The organism is Planococcus sp. TJ-301 (assembly GCF_058268475.1).
Map to the genome: position 1 here is coordinate 60201 of NZ_JBZDOH010000005.1, position 17861 is coordinate 78061.

The window sequence follows — 17861 nt, forward strand, 5'->3', positions numbered from 1 at the left end:
CTTGGATAACAAGGGATTTTTTATTTGCGCAAAGAACCAAGTTCTTTTGCGATGGCCTGCATTTCGTTAGGCGTAATGTTTTCACGGCTCGCGACCATTTCATATAATTCTTTCAAGTCTTCGTACTGAGAGGCATTGAAATGTTCAGGCTTCATAGCATCGACGTTGACCATGCGCAACTTCGTTTTTATTTCTTCGATCATGTATGACACATTTTCGTTTGACTGTTTTGATAGATCCATGATGGGTTCCTGCCTTTCGGTATGGTATAACCCATCATTTCACTGTTCAAAATAAATGTCAATTGCCAGATTGCTGCGCCGCTTTTTCTTCTTTGATTTTTGCGACAACGCGTTTTGTTTCCAAAGCGATGACTCCGGACAAACCAAGCAATCCGATTAAGTTAGGAAGTGCCATGAGCCCATTCATGATGTCCGAGAACATCCAGATGACATCAAGCGATACGGTAGCGCCGACAAATACCATTGCGATAAATGCAATGCGATACACAATAAGAAGCGATGGGTTTTTAAATAGATACTGGAAACATTTCTCGCCGTAATACGACCAACCAATAATGGTTGACGAAGCGAAAAAAATTAGTCCAATGGCCACAATGATTGGCCCAATCGGCCCGAGAAATTGTTCAAAAGCTGCCGTTGTCAGGGAAGAACCTTCTAGGGTGTCGTCCGTGTATAGGCCAGACATGACGATTGTAACACCTGTGATTGAACAGATGATCAGCGTATCAATGAATACTTGCGTCATCGATACCAATGCTTGGCGTCCAGGCATGTCCGTTTTCGCAGCTGCAGCGGCGATAGGAGCAGAACCGAGTCCGGCTTCGTTAGAGAAGACGCCTCGTGCCACACCGTAGCGGATAGCGGCGCCGATTGCTCCGCCGACTGCTGCTTCACCCGTGAATGCAGCACTGAAAATCGTAGCAAATGCCGGGCCGATCAATTCAAGGTTCATGACCATGATGACCATCCCTGCAATAATATAGAAAAGTGCCATGAATGGTACAAAATAAGAAGTGACTTTACCAATTGTCTTAATGCCGCCTAAAATGACTGCGCCGGCAAAGACCGTTAAAATAAGTCCAGTGATCCAAGTCGGTACGCTGAATGTGTCGCGTACCACGGCAGCTACAGAGTTCGATTGTGTGCCGTTGCCGATGCCGAATGCAGCAATCGCGCCGAAAATGGCGAATAGCACGCCGAGCCATTTTTGTTTCAGTCCGTGCTCCAAATAATACATCGGTCCGCCGGCCATTTGGCCATTGGCGTCAGTAATGCGGTATTTTACAGCTAAAACCGCTTCGCCATATTTAGTGGCCATCCCGAAGAATGCTGAAAACCACATCCAGAAAACTGCTCCCGGTCCGCCAAGTACGACTGCTGTTGCAACACCGACAATATTACCGGTTCCGACAGTTGCAGCTAATGCGGTGGAGAGCGCCTGGAAATGCGTAATGTCGCCGACGGATTCCTTGTCCTGGTTTTTAGTGAAGACAAGCTTTAAAGCGTAAGGCAGCAAGCGCACTTGTAGTAGGCCAAGGCGGATAGTCAAGTAAATTCCGGTTCCCACCAATAAAATCAATAGCGGGGGACCCCACACAAAACCGCTGACTTCACCTAAAAATAATTCTAATTGCTCCATTGAATCTTCCCCCTTATGTAGTTAAGTCGTATCGCGTACAGTCGAATGCTCACCACCCTTAGAGTTAATATTCCGAAATATTAAACGAAGAGTCAAGCCTTTTCTGAAAAATAAAATTGCAGACAAGTTTAGTTTTCAGATGATTAGGGAAAAAACCACAGTAGACGCAAGTACTACAATTACACTAGGAGGAAATTACAATGAGCCAAAACAAATTATTGCAAGGATTATTAGTAGGAGCAGCACTAGGAGTTATCGTATCGTTATTCGATCGCAAAACGAGAAATGATGTCATGAACAAATCGAAGAGCCTTTCAAGCAACGCGAAATATTATGCCCAAAACCGTGAAGAATTTGTTTCTGATGCTAAACAGCAAGCTGAAAAAGTTCAAAACTTATACTCACGTATTTCGGAAGATGCATCTTACGTAGGCGAAAAAGTGAATGAACTGAAAGGCCTTACTCCACAAGTAAAAGAAATGGCGCTTGAAACGAAGCAAGCTTTTGTTGAAACGAAAGACGCAATTGTGGATACGAAAGATGATGTGGCTTCTGCTTTTAAAGAAGACAACCCATCGCCGACAACTAAGCTCGGAGACGATAACAGCTCGTCAAGCACTGCAGGATCTGGAAATTCTTCAAACAACTTTAACTCATCATCAAATTCTTCAAAAAAGGCTTAAGTCAAATCGAGCCTAAAAACATGGACAACGAATTTAAAGAAACCAAAGAGCGCTTGAATAACCTTGATGTTAAGTACGATGTTACGACGGGCAAAGGGTTTATGAAAGAGCTGAAAAAACGGGTAGCAGATATGGATGTTGTAGGATTGGGAGCGCAGTTAGCGTTCTTTTTCCTGTTATCCATTTTTCCGTTACTCATCTTTTTGATTACGCTATTGCCATATTTAAACCTGAAAAAAGATCAGGTGTACCAATTCCTGATCCAGGTTGTACCGGATGAAATCTATCTCTTGATTGAAGAGACGCTCAACGAGATACTGACCAACCAAAATGGTGGTCTGTTGTCATTCGGTCTTATCGCCACGATCTGGTCTGCTAGCCTTGGTATGGATTCATTGATTAAATCCTTAAACAAATCCTATGGAGTGGAAGAAAAACGCTCGTTGCTGGTAACGCGAGGCATGTCGATTTTATTGACCATCCTGATGATTTTCATTTTGATTGTCGCACTTGTGCTGCCGATTTTCGGGCGCCAAGTAGGGCTTCTCATTTTCAGCTACCTCGGACTGGAAGCAGGCTTTCTGGTATTATGGGGAATTATCCGATACACTATTCCGTTCCTAATCATATTCATTGTCTGTTCGGTCATTTATTGGATTGCGCCGAGCGTCAAACTGGATGTCCGGAGTGTATTGGGAGGCGCCGTCTTTACCACAGTCGGTTGGCTCATCATTTCCTATGGGTTTTCGACTTATATCAATAATTTTGGGAATTTTTCAGCTACATATGGCAGCATCGGGGGTATCATCCTCATGATGCTGTGGCTGTATATTTCTGCGATGTTGCTTTTGATCGGCGGCCAAATGAATGCTGTCATGCAAGGCAGACGCGATAAATTCTCAGCCATACGAAAAACCCGCGAAGCCTGAAAAGGTTCGCGGGTTTTTTGCGTGTTCAGACATTCCGGTTCAACATCCGCAAGCCATTCAAGATGACCAGGATGGAGCCGAGCACGCCGAGCAGCAGCGTAATGGACTGAAAGAAATTAGAGATGATCAGTACAATGATGACGCCAATGAAAAAAAGATGTTCTTTTTGACAATGCGCTGCATTTTCTTTACCAGACGGATCGAGTAAGCGATGCGCGATAAATCGTTTTTCATCAAGATGATGTCCGCTGTTTCGAGGGCTACATCTGCGCCTTCACCCATCAATGGTTTTTTGCTGCCATATTGCGCTTTAACATTGCCGCCGATACCGAATGCCAGTAGATAGACGGCGAGGTAGTAGGCGGAGAGTTCCTGCGTTTCCAAATTGTAAGCAAGGAGGATCAAAATGCCCGATGCAAAAGCAGCAATCAATTCGCTATTGGTACGAATAAAAGCCATATTTGCGCCTTCTTTTTAAAACTAGAACAATCCTCCGGCCCCCCTTATCTCAGTGGTCAGTACTTTTTCTTCATACCATCATATAGTTATCTAAACTTTTAATCTTTTGAACTGCCTGATAGCAATAAAAAACCGCTGCCCAAAGGCAACGGTTGGTCTACATATTATTGGTCTTCAGTTGGGCGGGATTTGAATTGCTGCATTTTGTCTTCAAGGTCGTCAACCATAGCAATCAGGCGGTCGATGTCTTCAAGTTCCGTGTTTTCCGGTTCGATGGTATCCAATACTTCCAGGAAGATATTCAAGCGTTGTTTCATATAATCAACTTGCTGTTCTTTATTCGTGATGGATTTTCCCATTTGGTACACCTCTTTCCATCCCTAATAATAGAGGAAAAACCGCCTTTTTTCAATATAATCTATATAAGTTGAACTAATGAATATCAATAAGCGATATTCCGCAAAACAGCTACGAAGGTATTGACCCAAAGATTGGGGAAATACCTTTGCGACGAAGCACGAAGTGCTGCAACGCTCTTCAATGTCCCGAAGCTAGCGCAGCGATGCAACGGTCTTTCATGTCCCGAAGCTAGCGTAGCGATGCAACGGTCTTTCATGTCCCGAAGCTAGCGTAGCGATGCAGGGACAGGGACAGGGACAGAAACAATCGTCTTTGCACTGACCAAAGTGACCGGAGCGATTTTCATTCTGCTGCTTCTTTGAATCAACTTATATAGGTAAAAAGAGTGAATTATCCTCTTTTAATGTTTTGAATATTTACTTAATTATATTTCTGTGTTAGATTTAGACTAATAACAGCGAGGGGAGGCCGAAGGGAAATCGACGAAACCAATCGTGTTAGAACAATAAGGAGGGGGTTCGTACATTTCGCCGGCAGCTTAGCCGAAGAAATAAGAGCTATGAAAAACCAAGAGAATATTGAAGAAACGTAAAGGCTCAGCCGCGATCTGAAATTCAGACACGGACTGGGCCTTATTTGTTATTTATTGGATAAGTTCGTAGGTTTCAACCACTTCAATGCAATCTTCTACTGAGCGTACCATAGAGCAGTTTTTCCGGGTCAATTGCAGGACGTGTTCCATTTTGGAATCGTCGACATCGCCTTTGATTACAAAGTGGAGATGGACTTTCGCAATGCGCCCAGCTTCTTCGTCGATCCGGACGACTTCTTTCACTTCCACTTGAATGTCGTCTGCCGGCATCCGTTTTTTCTCCAATACCTTCCGCACAATTCCTGCGCTGCAGATCGCCAGTGAAGCGACCATCAATTGGTACGGACGGAATCCAAATTCCTCATTTGTGGAAACGTTCAATGTACCGAACGGCAGATCTCCCGCAAAACCATTTTCTGTCATTGTAAATTTCATCTAAAATCTCCTCCTTGTGTTAAAATTGTAGCTGAATTCTTTTTAAAATCAAAAGAACGTGCTTGCTATAGGAGGAAATATGAAGGATTTATTGAAAAGCGGGCAGGGCCGGTTTTGGATTTTGGTGGCGATCGTTTCCATTTCAGGATTTTCACAAGGCATGCTGCTGCCATTGATTGCAGTTATTTTTGAACAAGATGGCGTGTCATCAGCATTGAATGGACTTAGTGCCACGGGCCTTTATATCGGAACATTGGTTATTGCACCATTCATGGAACCCCAATTGCGCCGGTTCGGTTATAAGCCTTTGCTATTAGTCGGTGGGGGGCTGGTAATCGTTTCGCTGCTGCTGTTTCCGCTGTGGAAAAGCGTCTTTTTCTGGTTCGTTTTGCGCATCCTCATCGGTGTAGGCGATCAGGCGCTGCATTTTTCAACGCAGACCTGGATTACCAGTTTTTCTCCCCAGCACCGGCTTGGACGCAATATCGCGATTTATGGCATGTCTTTCAGCATCGGATTCGGATCAGGGCCGCTGTTTGTACCGCTGATTGAAGTTTTTGAAGCATTGCCGTTCATCATTTCCGGCTTACTGTGCCTGGTGGCTTGGTCGCTGGTGTTTTTCCTGGACAATGATTTTCCTGAAGTTTCGGTCGGGGCAATGGCGAAGAAAGGGACGCTCGCCCGTTTCAAAGCGGCTTTGGTACTTGCCTGGGTGGCATTTTTGCCGCCGCTCGGCTACGGCTTTCTCGAAGCTTCCATCCATGCTATTTACCCGGTTTATGCACTGCGCCAGTCAATTGAAGTGGGGATGGTCTCGGTCATGCTTGCGGCTTTCTCGTTAGGCGCGATTGCGACTCAATTGCCGCTCGGCGCCTTGAGCGACCGGATCGGCCGGCAAAATGTGCTGTTGTTCGGTTTGATGGGCGGCGCTGTGACGTTTGGCGCAGCCAGCTTTTTTGAGGCGCAAGCCTGGCTGACAGTGGCCTTTTTTGCGGCCGCTGGCATGTGTGTCGGATCGATGTTTTCACTCGGCATTTCCTTTATGGCAGATCTGCTGCCAAAAGAATTGCTGCCGACGGGCAATCTGCTATGCGGCATTGCGTTCAGCATCGGCAGTTTATCGGGGCCATTTCTTGGCGGGCTGTTCATCGAACATGCAGGCGGCTTAAGCTTCCTGCTGCTGATATCGGTGATGCTGCTATTGTTGTTTCTACTCATCTTGACACGCGGCAGACGCCAATCGGAACAAGCAAAACAAGCAACTCTGCAAGAATGACGCTGGAAATGAAATAAAAGGGCATGGACAGCCGAATGGCGTCCATGCCCTTTTTGCGTTAGAACAATTAAAACCTGCTTATTTTTTTCTTTCCAGCAAGGTAACCGCTTCGACTTGCGCAGTTTGCGGGAACATATCGACAGGCTGGATGTATTTTATGTCATAGACTTTTGACAATTGCTGCAAATCCTTTGCCAATGTCGAAGGGTTGCACGAAGTGTAAACGAAACGCTTCGGCTGGACCTTCAAAATCGTTTTCAATAACGAATCATCCAAACCGGTACGCGGGGGGTCGACTGTCAGCACATCAGGCACAAAGCCTTCGTTGCTCCACAGTTCGAGCCATTTTTCTGCGGTGCCGGTGACGTATTTCGCAGTCACGCCTTGTTTTTTAGCGTTGGCTTTTGCATCGACCACACTTTCATGGATAACGTCCATGCCGCGGATTTCTTTAGCGCCGTCTGCCAGCCACAAACCAATTGTGCCGACGCCGCAATAGGCGTCGACGATTGATTCGTTGCCGGTCAATTGCGCGGCGCGTTTAATTTCATCGTATAACTTTACTGTCTGGCGCGGATTCAATTGGAAGAACGCGCGTGCCGACAAGTCGAATGCCAGCTCGCCCAATTCTTCGTGGATTGTATCCTTGCCGTATAGCGTGATGGTTTCGTCGCCGAATATCAAAGACGTTTTTTCTTTGTTGACGTTTTGGACAATTGATACAAGATTGGTATCAATTGTTTGAAGTTTTTCCAACAGGAGCTCTTTTTGCGGCAATTTCGCGCGCGTCGTTACAAGAACCAACTGGATTTCACCAGTTTGGACGCCGGTCCGCACAACGATGGTACGGATGATGCCTTTCATCGTTTTGCCGTCATAAATCGGCATTTTCAATTCTTCCAAGATGCGTTTGACCGCATTTGTAATGACAGTGGTATCCGGATGCTGCACAATGCATTGCTCGATATCCAGCAATTGATGCGACCCTTCAGCAAATAATCCGGCAATCACTTTCTGGCCTTTTAAGCGGGTCTGAAATTGGCTCTTGTTGCGGTAGCGCCATGGGTCTTCCATGCCAATCGTTTCTTCGACTTTCACGTTGACGCCTTTCAGGTAACGCTCTAAAGCCTGCATGACCAGATCGCGTTTTTCGACCAGCTGCTGGCTGTATTCCAAATGCTGCAATTGGCAGCCTCCGCACGCGTCGTAAATCGGGCAAGGTGGCGTCTGGCGATGGGGGGAAGCTGTCCGCATTTTTAAAATGCGGGCTTCCGCGAAATTGCGTTTGACTGTTGTTATTTGTGCGGTGATCTCTTCCCCCGGCAATGCGCCAGGCACAAACACGACATTTCGTTTGTAATAGCCGATTCCTTCTCCGTTGATACCAAGCCGTTTGATCGTCAAAGGGAATTTCATCCCTTCTTCGATAATAGGTGTTTCGTTCATTCGGTCACGTCCTTCATATTATGCATCCGTCCATTATAGTCTTATTTATAGATATGAGCCAGTGCTGACGGCAAATCCGGAAATTCGAATTGGAAGCCATGCTGTTCGAGCACTGTCGGCAGGGCGCGCTGGCCAGTTAACACGAGGCGGCTTTTGTCGCCGAGCGCAAGTTTTAAAGCGATGCCAGGAACCGGAATCAAATGCGGACGGTGCAAAGCATGGCCGATTTCTTTTCCAAACTCTTTCATTCGCTGCGGCTGCGGCGCAGTAACGTTAAAAGCTCCTTCAAGCTCTTTCGTTTCCAGCGCGAATTGAATCGCACGAGCAGCATCTGTGACATGGACCCAAGAAACCCATTGCTGCCCGGAGCCGACAGTGCCGCCAGCAAATAATTTATAAGGCAGCGCCATAAGCGGCAGCGCCCCTGCATTTTTTCCGAGCAGGATGCCGAAGCGGCCATAGGCGACCCGCACGCCGTGGACTTTCGCATGATCTGCGAGTTTTTCCCAGTCGACAACCGTGCGCGCTAAGAAATCTGTGCCGGTTTCCGGTGAAGTTTCCGTATAAGTGGCCGTTTCAGAAGCAGGGTAAATGCCGATTGCGCTGGCATTGATCAATGTCTGCGGTTTCTGGATCAGTTTGCCGATGATCCGCAGCACTTCTTCCGTCGCTTCCATGCGGCTATTGTAGATTTCCCGTTTCTGCTGTTCGCTCCAGCGGCCATCATTAATGGAAGAACCCGCCAAGTTGACGATGGCATCAATGCCTTCGAGCTGCCGTTCAGGTGCGGCTCCCTCTTTCAGCCATTGGACATATTTGGTATTGGGCGTCGATTCTTTCGGGCTTCTTGTCAAAATATATACGATATGGCCGTTTGTGTGGAAAAGACGCGTCAATTCCTTGCCTAAAAAGCCTGTTCCGCCAGTAATTGCAATCTTCATTCTCATCGCCTCCGTTTCTTCTAATAGTACCCTGAATCGATGCATTTAAGCACTTGAAAGAGTATAATGGATAAGGAAGAGAGGTGCCGGCAGATGCCGATTATTTCTAAAATAACACGGGGCAAGAACAATCCGGAGAGATACAATATCTACCTGGAGGAAAAGTTTGCTTTCAGTGTCGATGAAGCAGTGCTGATCCGGTATCAGCTGACTAAAGGCAAAGAAGTCGACCAATGGACGCTCGAAGAAATCAATTTCGAAGACGAAGTCCGCAAAGCGTATAATAAAGCCCTTTATTACCTGGGGTTCCGGATGCGCAGCGAAGGCGAAGTGCGCAAGAAACTGAAAGAAAAAGAATTTGGCGACGCCGTTATCGACGAGGCCGTCAAAAAACTATATACATTTAATTTTTTGGATGACCGCGCATTTTCAGAAGCGCTTATGCGGACGCAAGTGAAATCCAGCAAAAAAGGCCCAAAGGCCATCCAGCAGGATATGCAAAAGAGAGGGATTGATAAACAAGTGCAAAAAGACGTCTTGGATTCCTATTCTGAAGAACAGCAATTAGAAGTCGCCAAAGGGCTGGCGGAAAAAATCGCCGCAAAAGAAAGTGCGAAGACGCCAAGCCAAATCAAGCAAAAAATAAACGATTCGCTGATGCGCAAAGGCTATTCATACACGCTCATCAAGCAGGCAATTGCTGACCTGGACTTGGAGAAAGATGAAGACCAGTGGACGGAAAGCGTCACCGAGCAAGGTGATAAATTATGGAATAAGCACAGCAAGAAGCTCTCGGGCCGTGATTTAATATCGAAAGTGAAGCAAGGGCTTTATCAAAAAGGCTTCCCGGGCGAAGTTATCAGCGAGTACGTAGAGAAAAAGGAGCAAGAAGATGATTGAAGAAAAACGTTACAGCGATATGAATGAACACGAATTGCGAGCGGAAATCGGGCGTTTGAAAGAAAAGGCACGAAAAGCGGAACAGCTTGGCATCGTCAACGAATTTGCGGTGCTTGAACGAAAAGCTGTCATGGCCGCTGCGTATTTGCTGGATCCGAAGGATTTTAAAAAAGGCGAGGTCTACCGCATTGAAGGCGACCCCAACGTCTATTTCCAGATTGATTATTTAAATGGGCGTTTCGCTTGGGGCTATCGCCTCGGTGGAGAAAAATACACAGAAGCGCTGCCGATTTCGATGCTGCACCCGCTGAAAGAAGGGAAGTAAACGGATGAATGAGACAATCGAAGAATTGACTGCTGAATTATTAGAGAAGAACCCGAATCTATCGGACGAAAAAGCCCGCACATGGATTGAGCTTCTTGTGTCGGATTTTGAAGCTTCATATGCTAAAGCAGGATTTGATTATCAAGGAACGGCTGTTGTGGAGAAAGTTATTCGCCAATGGATCGAGAGCTACGGCGACAAGATTCACGAATTCGCCGGCACCAATCCGAAATACGCACATCTTATAAATGACTCGGTGAATTAAAAAAACGCACACGGCTGTGTGCGTTTTTTATTGTATTCAGTTGTGGCTGAAATCGAGTTTCTTCCTGAGCTTATCTTCACTGAAAATCCAGCCTGTGTACGAATTGACCACTTTGTAATTTTCGTCGAGATGGGCAACCGCTACAAAGGGATAATAATCATTGCTGCGGTAGCGCAGATCAATCAGCCGCACTTCATAGATCTTGCCGTATTCGTTAATTTCCCAGCGGTAAAGAGGGGAAAATGACACGAAAGCAGATAAGTTCTTGTCTTTCAATGCGGTCTGGAACAAATGATTGGATTCCGGCAACGCAAGTTTCTCGAATTTGTCGTAGATGTTGATGGAACGGCCATAAGCCCGGCCGACGTAATGATGCTGCTCCGTATCGGCTGCTACTCGCCATTCTAGAAATCGTATGGTCGGTGCCACGATGATGTTCGTCGTGCCTGGGATTGTATTGCGCACGGCATGCTTGACAGCGCCTTGCACAGCGAAACGCAAGACATAATAGAAAAACAGCACGACATAAAGGATTGTCATCGTCCAAACCGGATTCGAGCCGAATGCCCAGAACATCAACGTCACTAGATGCATTCCGAAAATAATCGGGTCAAAAGTATTGATGACGCCTAATGCGACCCAGCGGTTGGAGAATGGGCGCAGCGCCTGCGTGCCGTAAGAATTGAAAATATCGACGAAGACGTGCAGGAACACGGCGAGGAAAGTCCACATCCATAGATGCAGCATATCGGCAGACGGAAATGCGAATCCGATAGCGGCGGTCAGCAGGATGGGCCATAACAGCACGGCGGGAATTGAATGCGTCGCGCCGCGATGATGCCGTATATAAATCGCATTGCTGCGAAGTTTCAGGACGGTATCGATATCCGGGATCTGGGAGCCTATGATGGTGCCGGCGATGACAGCAGTTGCTGTCGCCGGGTGGCTGGCTACAACCGGATCCGCCATTGCAAGTCCGCCAAGGGCGATGCCCATAACAATATGTGTACCTGTATCCATTGCCTCATCCCCTTTCTTAGGCGGCGAAATTTGGTTGTCGGGCATTAATTTTGATAAAATGATAGTATTCCCGTATAAAATCTATACCCCGGAATCAAGACGTATAATCTAATCGAATGGAGGCAATACCAATAGAATTTGACAGCAAGCAATTCCAAGAAGATTTAATCAGCTGGTTTGCCGAAGAAAAACGCGATTTACCGTGGCGGCGAACTGCAGATCCATATCAGATCTGGATATCGGAAATCATGCTGCAGCAAACGCGCGTTGATACGGTTATCCCTTATTATAAACGCTTTGTCGAGAAATTCCCTACTTTGAATGATTTGGCGAATGCCGAAGAGGAAGTTTTGCTTAAGCAATGGGAAGGCCTTGGGTATTATTCCCGGGCACGCAACCTCCAGGCTGGTGTAAAAGAAGTAGCTGAAAAGTATAATGGCATCGTGCCTTCGACCCGCAAGGACATCTCGTCGCTGAAAGGTGTCGGGCCGTATACAGCAGGAGCAGTGCTGAGCATTGCCTATGGAATTCCTGAGCACGCCGTAGACGGCAATGTCATGCGTGTGCTGTCTCGGATTCTGCTTGTAGAGGAAGATATCGCGAAGCCGAAAACACGCAAGATATTCGAAGAAGCGGTGATGGAAATTATCAGCCATGAAAATCCGTCTTTCTTCAATCAAGGGTTGATGGAGCTGGGGGCTTTGATTTGTACGCCGACTTCGCCTAAATGCCTGCTTTGTCCTGTGCGTGAACAATGCGGAGCGTTTCACGAAGGGCGGCAGCATGAGCTGCCGGTGAAAACGAAAGCGAAAAAGAGCAAAGAGCTATACTATGCAATGCTGGCCATCCGCAGCGGTGAAACGGTGTTGATGGAAAAAAGGCCTGAATCAGGGCTGTTGGCGAATATGTGGCAATTCCCAATGGTAGAAATGGGAGGAGCGGTTCTTCCCGAAGGCCTAGATGAACATCTTTCCGAAAATTTCAAAGGAACGGTGGAAAATACAGAGCAAATTACTTCTTTCAAACATGTCTTTTCTCATTTAACATGGAATGTGGATGGATTTATTGCGCAAGGCGATGGCCTCACAGTGCCTTCCCATATGAAATGGGTGACGGCGGAGGAACTCGAATTGCTGCCGGTCGCAGGGCCGGTCCGAAAGATGAAAGAAGCTTTACGACAAAGAGGAGATGTTTGAATATGGCGGCACAAAAAGTGGCATTGGTGACAGGAAGCAGCAGAGGGTTAGGCAAAGCATTGGCGATTGCCCTCGCGGAACAAGGGTATGACATCGTAGTCAATTACGCCCGCAGCAAAACGGCGGCGCTTGATACGGTAAAGGAAATCGAAGCGAGAGGGCAAAAAGCGCTGCTCGTACGTGCGAATGTCGGCGACGTGGAAAAATTGCGCGGCATGTTCGAAACGATCAAAGAAGAATTCGGCCGTCTGGACGTCTTTGTGTCGAATGCGGCATCTGGCGTACTTCGCCCGGTGATGGAATTGGAAGAATCACATTGGGACTGGACAATGAACATCAATGCGAAAGCGATGTTATTCGGTGCGCAGGAAGCAGCAAAACTAATGGATAGCGGCGGAAAAATCATCGGCATCAGTTCATTAGGTTCTATTCGTTATTTGGAAAATTATACCACTATAGGCGTTTCCAAAGCTGCTGTTGAGTCACTTACACGTTACTTGGCCGTTGAATTGGCTCCGAAAGGAATTGCAGTCAATACGGTTTCCGGCGGCGCGATCGATACTGAGGCATTGACGCATTTCCCTAACCGCGAAGAATTATTGAATGATGCGCGCGTCAACACGCCTGCAGGACGGATGGTCGAGATCGATGATATGGTAAAAGCCGCGCTATTCCTGATTTCCGACCACGCGGATATGATCCGTGGGCAGACGATTATCGTCGATGGCGGCCGTTCGATCGTCATGTAATCCTTCTATACTTAAGCCTTTGTGCCTTTTCGCTGTATGTTTTCAGAATTGATTGATATAATTGTCAGGACAATGAAAATATATACGGTTAGGCGAAAAGGTGGGATGGACATGGCGATTCCCGTGGAGGGAGAAACAATACAAATCCACAGCTACAAACACAACGGCCGAATCCACCGTGTCTGGCAGGAAACTACAGTATTGAAAGGGACTAATAACATAGTGATCGGTGCGAATGAACGGACGATGGTCACTGAATCGGATGGCAGAACATGGTTGACGCGAGAACCGTCAATTTGCTATTTCCATGCAGAACATTGGTTCAATATCATTTGCATGCTGCGTGAAGATGGAGTGTATTATTATTGCAATGTGAGTTCTCCATTCGTTTATAATAATGGCTCGTTAAAGTACATCGATTATGATTTGGATGTTAAAGTGTTTCCTGATATGTCGTATACCTTGCTGGACGAAGACGAATATGAAGACCATAAAAGGCAGATGGGTTATCCGGAAGTGATTGACCAGATCCTCCACCGCAATGTGGAAAAGCTAATTGGCTGGATCAAACAGCGGAGAGGGCCATTTGCCCCGGACTTCATCGACGTATGGACAAACCGGTATGACTTTTACCGGCAGTGCCGTCTTAGTGATTAAATGGAAAACCTGTTGCTCGCCAACAGGTTTTTCGTTTTGAAGAGAATGGAGTGAAAGAATTGAGCAATACGAAACCCAGCAGTACGAAACGCTATATGCAATTTGTGAAGCCTTATACCTGGCAAATTGTTTTGACGATCATCATCGGTATTTTTAAATTTGCGATTCCGCTGTTCATTCCATTGCTGATCAAAATCGTTATCGATGACATTATCGGTGCGGATGGGTTATCGAGCGATGAAAAACTCGAGCAACTTTACTGGTGGCTCGGTGGAACAGCTATCCTGTTCTTCATCTTCCGGCCGCCGATCGAATATTTCCGGCAATATTACGCTCAACTAGTCAGCAATAAAATCCTGTATGATATCCGACAGCACCTTTATGGGCATATGCAACGGCTGAGCTTGCGCTATTATGCAAATACGCGCGCAGGCGAAATCATTTCGCGCGTCATCAATGATGTTGAACAGACAAAAAACTTTGTCATGATCGGGCTTATGAATCTCTGGCTTGATCTTGCGACAATCCTGATCGCCATCGCAATCATGCTGACAATGGATGTACCGCTGACGATTGTCGCACTTCTGGCATTCCCGTTCTACGCGTTCAGCGTCAAATTTTTCTTCGGACGGCTGCGCGATTTAACGCGCGACCGTTCGCAGGCATTGGCGAATGTCCAAAGCTATCTGCACGAACGTGTTCAGGGCATGAGCATTATCAAAAGTTTCGCGCTGGAAAAACATGAACAAAAATTATTTGATGAAACGAATGACGACTTCCTGGATAAAGCGATCGCCCATACGAAATGGAACGCAAAAGCTTTTGCTGTCGTCAATACGATCACCGATATTGCACCGCTGCTCGTAATCGGATTTGCGGGCTATCAAGTTATCCAAGGAAACTTGACGCTTGGGACAATGGTGGCATTCATCGCTTATATCGAACGCCTTTACAATCCGCTTCGCCGCTTGGTGAACTCTTCGACGACATTGACTCAAGCTATTGCTTCTATGGACCGCGTGTTTGAATTGGTCGATGAAGAATATGAAGTGACGGATCGCAAAGGTGCCAAAGACTTGAAAGTGGTGGACGGCAAACTTGAATTCCGCGATGTCACATTCCAGTACAATAATGGCGGAACTGAAGTTTTGTCTGATTTGAATTTCACCGTCAAGCCGGGCGAAACCATAGCATTCGTCGGCATGAGCGGCGGCGGCAAGTCGACGATTGTCTCGCTGATTCCAAGGTTCTATGACGTCACGAGCGGTGGTATTTATATGGATGACCACGATTTGCGGGATGTTACTATCCACACGCTGCGCGACCAGATCGGGCTTGTGCTGCAAGATTCGATTTTGTTCAGCGATTCAGTAAAATCCAATATTCTTATGGGGAAACCACATGCCACTGATGCAGAAGTGGAAGCCGCGGCGAAAGCAGCCAACGCCCATGACTTTATCGAACTGCTGCCTGAAGGCTATGATACAAAAGTCGGCGAGCGCGGCGTCAAATTATCGGGCGGGCAAAAACAGCGCATCGCCATTGCGCGGGTATTTCTGAAGAACCCGCCAATCCTGATTTTAGATGAAGCGACATCTGCGCTTGATCTGGAAAGCGAATCACTGATTCAGGATTCGTTGGAGCGCCTCGCACATGACCGCACCACGTTAATCGTTGCCCACAGGCTATCGACGATTACGCATGCCGATCAGATTATCGTCATCGACCACGGCAAGCTGGCCGAAAAAGGTACGCATGATGAGTTAATGAAACAACAAGGCGTTTACGCCAGCCTTTTTCAAGTCCAACAATTTGTTTAATAGCAAATTCAGCCCCCGAAAATCTTCGGGGGCTTTTTTTGCACTTATGGAAAAAACTGTGTAATATTTGATAAGCTATTGCAATAATACTAATGTTACGTATAATATAAACACATAGAATTTTCAGTTTAAAGAAGATGGCAAAGGGGTGGCATTGTGGAAGACCGTAAAAAAATATTGGAAGTTAATGGCTTAAAAACCTCTTTTTTCACTGATGACGGTGAGGTGCCTGCGGTTGATGACATAGATTTCTATATCCGTGAAGGCGAAGTGCTAGGGATAGTCGGTGAGTCAGGTTGTGGAAAAAGTGTCACTTCACTATCGATCATGGGTCTGGTTCCAAGCCCTCCAGGAAAAATTGTTGGCGGTGAAATTTTATTTCAGAATAAGGATTTGACCCATCTGAAAGAAAAAGAGATGCGTGAAATCCGCGGCAACGACATCGCGATGATTTTTCAGGAGCCGATGACGTCGCTGAATCCTTTGTTTACAATCGGCGACCAATTGCGCGAAGCAGTAAAAATCCATAAACGGGATTGGTCGAAGAAACAGATCAACGACCGTGCGGTTGAAATGATGAAGCTGGTCGGACTGCCGCGCGCAGAAGGGCTGATGAAGGATTATCCCCATCAGCTTTCTGGCGGAATGCGCCAACGGGTAATGATTGCAATGGCCTTGCTCTGCGACCCGAAAGTACTGATAGCGGATGAGCCGACGACCGCGCTGGACGTAACAATTCAGGCTCAGATCCTGAAGCTCATTAAAAACTTGAATGAGCGGCTGGACACTGCTGTGTTGTTGATCACGCATGACCTGGGTGTCGTAGCGGAAACTTGTGAACGGGTCATCGTCATGTACGCTGGAAAAGTGGTGGAAGAAGGTCCGGTGCACACGATTTTTAAAGATCCGCAGCATCCGTATACGCGCGGATTACTGGCATCGGTTCCAGATATGCGCTTTAAGAAAGAACGTCTGTACTCGATTCCAGGAAACGTGCCGAAGCCGGGAACGATCAAAACGGGCTGCAGATTTGCAGCCCGTTGCGAATTCGCGTTCGATCGGTGCATTTCCGAAAGCCCGCCGCTTTATTTGACAGCGGAAGACCATCAGACCCGCTGCTTCCTATACGATCCGAAGGAGGTGCAGCCGCATGACAGAACCGTTGTTAAAAGTTGAAGGGTTGAAGAAATATTTCCCGATCAAATCAGGTATTCTCGGCCAAGTAAAAAACTATGTGAAAGCTGTCGATGATGTATCGTTCACGGTCAATGAAGGGGAGACTCTTGGAATCGTAGGCGAATCGGGCTGCGGCAAGTCTACGACTGGCCGCATGCTAATGCGCCTGCTGGAGCCGACAGAAGGCAAAGTGTTTTTTGACGGCAAAGAATTGACCAGCATCTCGAACGCTGATATGCGAAAAATGCGCCGCGATATCCAAATGGTTTTTCAGGACCCTTATGCGTCCTTAAATCCAAGGCATACGATTGAAAAGATTCTCATGGAGCCGCTGAATGTACACAACATCGGCGATCCGAAAGAGCGCAAAAGAAAAGTTCACGAGTTCTTGGAAATCGTCGGCCTCAGCAGCTACCATGCGAAACGCTACCCGCATCAATTTAGCGGCGGACAGCGCCAGCGCATCGGAATTGCGCGGGCTTTGATGACGAATCCAAAATTGATTATCGCAGACGAGCCCGTTTCGGCTCTTGATGTATCGATCCAGGCGCAGGTATTGAACTTGATGCAGGATCTGCAGAAGGAATTGAAATTGACTTATATATTCATCGCCCACGATCTCGGCGTGGTTCGCCATATCAGCGATCGGGTTGGCGTCATGTACCTTGGACAAATGGCGGAATTGGCGGACAGCGAAGCACTTTACGAAAAGCCGCTGCATCCTTATACACAGGCATTGCTTGGAGCGGTACCGGTGCCGGATCCGGATTTTGTCCGTGAAGAAATCATCATCAAAGGCGATGTGCCGAATCCGGCCAACCCACCGAGTGGCTGCCGTTTCCATACGCGCTGCCCGTTCAAGATGGATATTTGCGAAACCACCGTGCCAATTTTTGCGGAAGTTGAAAAAGGTCATTCTGTAGCCTGCCACCTCTATGAGCAAAGCAGGCCGCAATGATAATAAATAACA

At 47.0% G+C, this 17861-nt stretch carries 19 protein-coding genes and 1 pseudogene; 12 read left to right on the forward strand and 8 right to left on the reverse strand.

What is annotated here, in order from left to right:
• Positions 1–20: 20 nt before the first annotated feature.
• Both AC4EHJ_RS16085 and AC4EHJ_RS16090 read right to left on the reverse strand, forming a co-directional pair.
• Positions 21–242: a DUF1128 domain-containing protein gene (locus tag AC4EHJ_RS16085; RefSeq protein WP_135505169.1), complete on the reverse strand. Its 222-nt coding sequence runs from the start codon at positions 240–242 to the stop codon at positions 21–23.
• Between the two features lie 58 nt (positions 243–300).
• Positions 301–1662, reverse strand: coding sequence for an alanine/glycine:cation symporter family protein (locus AC4EHJ_RS16090; RefSeq protein WP_490976620.1), 1362 nt, complete (start codon positions 1660–1662; stop codon positions 301–303).
• A 200-nt stretch (positions 1663–1862) separates the two neighbouring features.
• Between AC4EHJ_RS16090 and AC4EHJ_RS16095 the strand changes: the two genes are divergently transcribed.
• Positions 1863–2345, forward strand: a complete 483-nt coding sequence (locus tag AC4EHJ_RS16095) for a YtxH domain-containing protein (RefSeq protein WP_490976621.1) — start codon at positions 1863–1865, stop codon at positions 2343–2345.
• 20 nt (positions 2346–2365) lie between these two features.
• Entirely contained in the window at positions 2366–3274 is a 909-nt protein-coding gene (locus AC4EHJ_RS16100; protein WP_490976622.1) for a YihY/virulence factor BrkB family protein, read from the forward strand.
• Between the two features lie 25 nt (positions 3275–3299).
• On the opposite strand, the pseudogene AC4EHJ_RS16105 reads toward AC4EHJ_RS16100, so the two are convergent.
• The 3 genes and pseudogenes from AC4EHJ_RS16105 to AC4EHJ_RS16115 form a co-directional block, all read right to left on the reverse strand.
• Positions 3300–3556, reverse strand: a pseudogene (locus AC4EHJ_RS16105) (heavy metal translocating P-type ATPase); the annotation flags it as partial.
• A 341-nt stretch (positions 3557–3897) separates the two neighbouring features.
• Positions 3898–4092 carry an SE1561 family protein gene (locus AC4EHJ_RS16110; RefSeq protein ID WP_490976623.1) on the reverse strand — a complete coding sequence of 65 codons (195 nt, stop codon included), beginning with the start codon at positions 4090–4092 and terminating at the stop codon, positions 3898–3900.
• A gap of 644 nt (positions 4093–4736) precedes the next feature.
• Positions 4737–5120, reverse strand: coding sequence for an OsmC family protein (locus AC4EHJ_RS16115; RefSeq protein ID WP_490976624.1), 384 nt, complete (start codon positions 5118–5120; stop codon positions 4737–4739).
• Positions 5121–5199: 79 nt separating this feature from the next.
• Between AC4EHJ_RS16115 and AC4EHJ_RS16120 the strand changes: the two genes are divergently transcribed.
• Positions 5200–6396, forward strand: a complete 1197-nt coding sequence (locus AC4EHJ_RS16120; protein WP_490976625.1) for an MFS transporter — start codon at positions 5200–5202, stop codon at positions 6394–6396.
• Between the two features lie 78 nt (positions 6397–6474).
• On the opposite strand, the gene rlmD is transcribed toward AC4EHJ_RS16120, so the two are convergent.
• Both rlmD and AC4EHJ_RS16130 read right to left on the reverse strand, forming a co-directional pair.
• Positions 6475–7842: a 23S rRNA (uracil(1939)-C(5))-methyltransferase RlmD gene (rlmD, locus tag AC4EHJ_RS16125; protein WP_490976626.1), complete on the reverse strand. Its 1368-nt coding sequence runs from the start codon at positions 7840–7842 to the stop codon at positions 6475–6477.
• Positions 7843–7883: 41 nt separating this feature from the next.
• The gene (locus AC4EHJ_RS16130) at positions 7884–8783 is read right to left on the reverse strand and encodes a TIGR01777 family oxidoreductase (RefSeq protein ID WP_490976627.1); all 900 of its coding nucleotides are present in this window, start codon (positions 8781–8783) and stop codon (positions 7884–7886) included.
• Between the two features lie 93 nt (positions 8784–8876).
• On the opposite strand from AC4EHJ_RS16130, the gene recX reads away from it, so the two are divergent.
• Genes recX through AC4EHJ_RS16145 form a run of 3 tightly spaced genes read left to right on the forward strand, consistent with a single transcriptional unit; the run spans position 8877 to position 10273 of the window.
• Complete coding sequence (recX, locus tag AC4EHJ_RS16135; RefSeq protein WP_490976628.1) at positions 8877–9683, forward strand: recombination regulator RecX; 807 nt, start codon at positions 8877–8879, stop codon at positions 9681–9683.
• The gene (locus AC4EHJ_RS16140) at positions 9676–10008 is read left to right on the forward strand and encodes a YfhH family protein (RefSeq protein ID WP_490976629.1); all 333 of its coding nucleotides are present in this window, start codon (positions 9676–9678) and stop codon (positions 10006–10008) included. The genes recX and AC4EHJ_RS16140 overlap by 8 nt, the downstream gene beginning before the upstream one ends.
• A 4-nt stretch (positions 10009–10012) precedes the next feature.
• Positions 10013–10273, forward strand: a complete 261-nt coding sequence (locus tag AC4EHJ_RS16145) for a YfhJ family protein (protein WP_490976630.1) — start codon at positions 10013–10015, stop codon at positions 10271–10273.
• A gap of 36 nt (positions 10274–10309) precedes the next feature.
• On the opposite strand, the gene AC4EHJ_RS16150 is transcribed toward AC4EHJ_RS16145, so the two are convergent.
• Positions 10310–11293: a metal-dependent hydrolase gene (locus AC4EHJ_RS16150; RefSeq protein WP_490976631.1), complete on the reverse strand. Its 984-nt coding sequence runs from the start codon at positions 11291–11293 to the stop codon at positions 10310–10312.
• Positions 11294–11409: 116 nt separating this feature from the next.
• On the opposite strand from AC4EHJ_RS16150, the gene mutY reads away from it, so the two are divergent.
• The 6 genes from mutY to AC4EHJ_RS16180 all read left to right on the forward strand — a co-directional run bounded on the left by mutY (position 11410) and on the right by AC4EHJ_RS16180 (position 17849).
• A complete protein-coding gene (mutY, locus tag AC4EHJ_RS16155; protein ID WP_490976632.1) occupies positions 11410–12489 on the forward strand; it encodes an A/G-specific adenine glycosylase in 1080 nt (359 codons plus the stop codon).
• Between the two features lie 2 nt (positions 12490–12491).
• Positions 12492–13238: an enoyl-[acyl-carrier-protein] reductase FabL gene (gene fabL, locus AC4EHJ_RS16160; protein WP_490976633.1), complete on the forward strand. Its 747-nt coding sequence runs from the start codon at positions 12492–12494 to the stop codon at positions 13236–13238.
• 111 nt (positions 13239–13349) lie between these two features.
• On the forward strand, positions 13350–13895 hold the full coding sequence (ntdP, locus tag AC4EHJ_RS16165) for a nucleoside tri-diphosphate phosphatase (protein ID WP_183736527.1): 546 nt from the start codon (positions 13350–13352) through the stop codon (positions 13893–13895).
• Positions 13896–13990: 95 nt separating this feature from the next.
• Positions 13991–15715, forward strand: coding sequence for an ABC transporter ATP-binding protein (locus AC4EHJ_RS16170; RefSeq protein WP_490976649.1), 1725 nt, complete (start codon positions 13991–13993; stop codon positions 15713–15715).
• A gap of 156 nt (positions 15716–15871) precedes the next feature.
• Complete coding sequence (locus tag AC4EHJ_RS16175; protein WP_490976634.1) at positions 15872–16891, forward strand: ABC transporter ATP-binding protein; 1020 nt, start codon at positions 15872–15874, stop codon at positions 16889–16891.
• Positions 16866–17849 (forward strand): ABC transporter ATP-binding protein, encoded by a 984-nt coding sequence (locus AC4EHJ_RS16180; protein ID WP_490976635.1) that lies wholly within the window; start codon positions 16866–16868, stop codon positions 17847–17849. The genes AC4EHJ_RS16175 and AC4EHJ_RS16180 overlap by 26 nt, the downstream gene beginning before the upstream one ends.
• Positions 17850–17861: the final 12 nt, after the last annotated feature.

Excerpts from the sequence above, each read along its gene's own strand:
- AC4EHJ_RS16170 (WP_490976649.1), top strand. The coding sequence starts at position 13,991 with ATGCAATTTGTGAAGCCTTATACCTGGCAAATTGTTTTGACGATCATC.
- AC4EHJ_RS16100 (WP_490976622.1), top strand. The coding sequence starts at position 2,366 with ATGGACAACGAATTTAAAGAAACCAAAGAGCGCTTGAATAACCTTGAT.
- AC4EHJ_RS16130 (WP_490976627.1), bottom strand. The coding sequence starts at position 8,783 with ATGAAGATTGCAATTACTGGCGGAACAGGCTTTTTAGGCAAGGAATTG.
- AC4EHJ_RS16090 (WP_490976620.1), bottom strand. The coding sequence starts at position 1,662 with ATGGAGCAATTAGAATTATTTTTAGGTGAAGTCAGCGGTTTTGTGTGG.
- AC4EHJ_RS16110 (WP_490976623.1), bottom strand. The coding sequence starts at position 4,092 with ATGGGAAAATCCATCACGAATAAAGAACAGCAAGTTGATTATATGAAA.
- AC4EHJ_RS16120 (WP_490976625.1), top strand. The coding sequence starts at position 5,200 with ATGAAGGATTTATTGAAAAGCGGGCAGGGCCGGTTTTGGATTTTGGTG.
- ntdP (WP_183736527.1), top strand. The coding sequence starts at position 13,350 with ATGGCGATTCCCGTGGAGGGAGAAACAATACAAATCCACAGCTACAAA.
- recX (WP_490976628.1), top strand. The coding sequence starts at position 8,877 with ATGCCGATTATTTCTAAAATAACACGGGGCAAGAACAATCCGGAGAGA.
- AC4EHJ_RS16150 (WP_490976631.1), bottom strand. The coding sequence starts at position 11,293 with ATGGATACAGGTACACATATTGTTATGGGCATCGCCCTTGGCGGACTT.
- fabL (WP_490976633.1), top strand. The coding sequence starts at position 12,492 with ATGGCGGCACAAAAAGTGGCATTGGTGACAGGAAGCAGCAGAGGGTTA.
- rlmD (WP_490976626.1), bottom strand. The coding sequence starts at position 7,842 with ATGAACGAAACACCTATTATCGAAGAAGGGATGAAATTCCCTTTGACG.
- AC4EHJ_RS16095 (WP_490976621.1), top strand. The coding sequence starts at position 1,863 with ATGAGCCAAAACAAATTATTGCAAGGATTATTAGTAGGAGCAGCACTA.
- AC4EHJ_RS16115 (WP_490976624.1), bottom strand. The coding sequence starts at position 5,120 with ATGAAATTTACAATGACAGAAAATGGTTTTGCGGGAGATCTGCCGTTC.
- mutY (WP_490976632.1), top strand. The coding sequence starts at position 11,410 with ATGGAGGCAATACCAATAGAATTTGACAGCAAGCAATTCCAAGAAGAT.
- AC4EHJ_RS16180 (WP_490976635.1), top strand. The coding sequence starts at position 16,866 with ATGACAGAACCGTTGTTAAAAGTTGAAGGGTTGAAGAAATATTTCCCG.
- AC4EHJ_RS16085 (WP_135505169.1), bottom strand. The coding sequence starts at position 242 with ATGGATCTATCAAAACAGTCAAACGAAAATGTGTCATACATGATCGAA.
- AC4EHJ_RS16145 (WP_490976630.1), top strand. The coding sequence starts at position 10,013 with ATGAATGAGACAATCGAAGAATTGACTGCTGAATTATTAGAGAAGAAC.
- AC4EHJ_RS16140 (WP_490976629.1), top strand. The coding sequence starts at position 9,676 with ATGATTGAAGAAAAACGTTACAGCGATATGAATGAACACGAATTGCGA.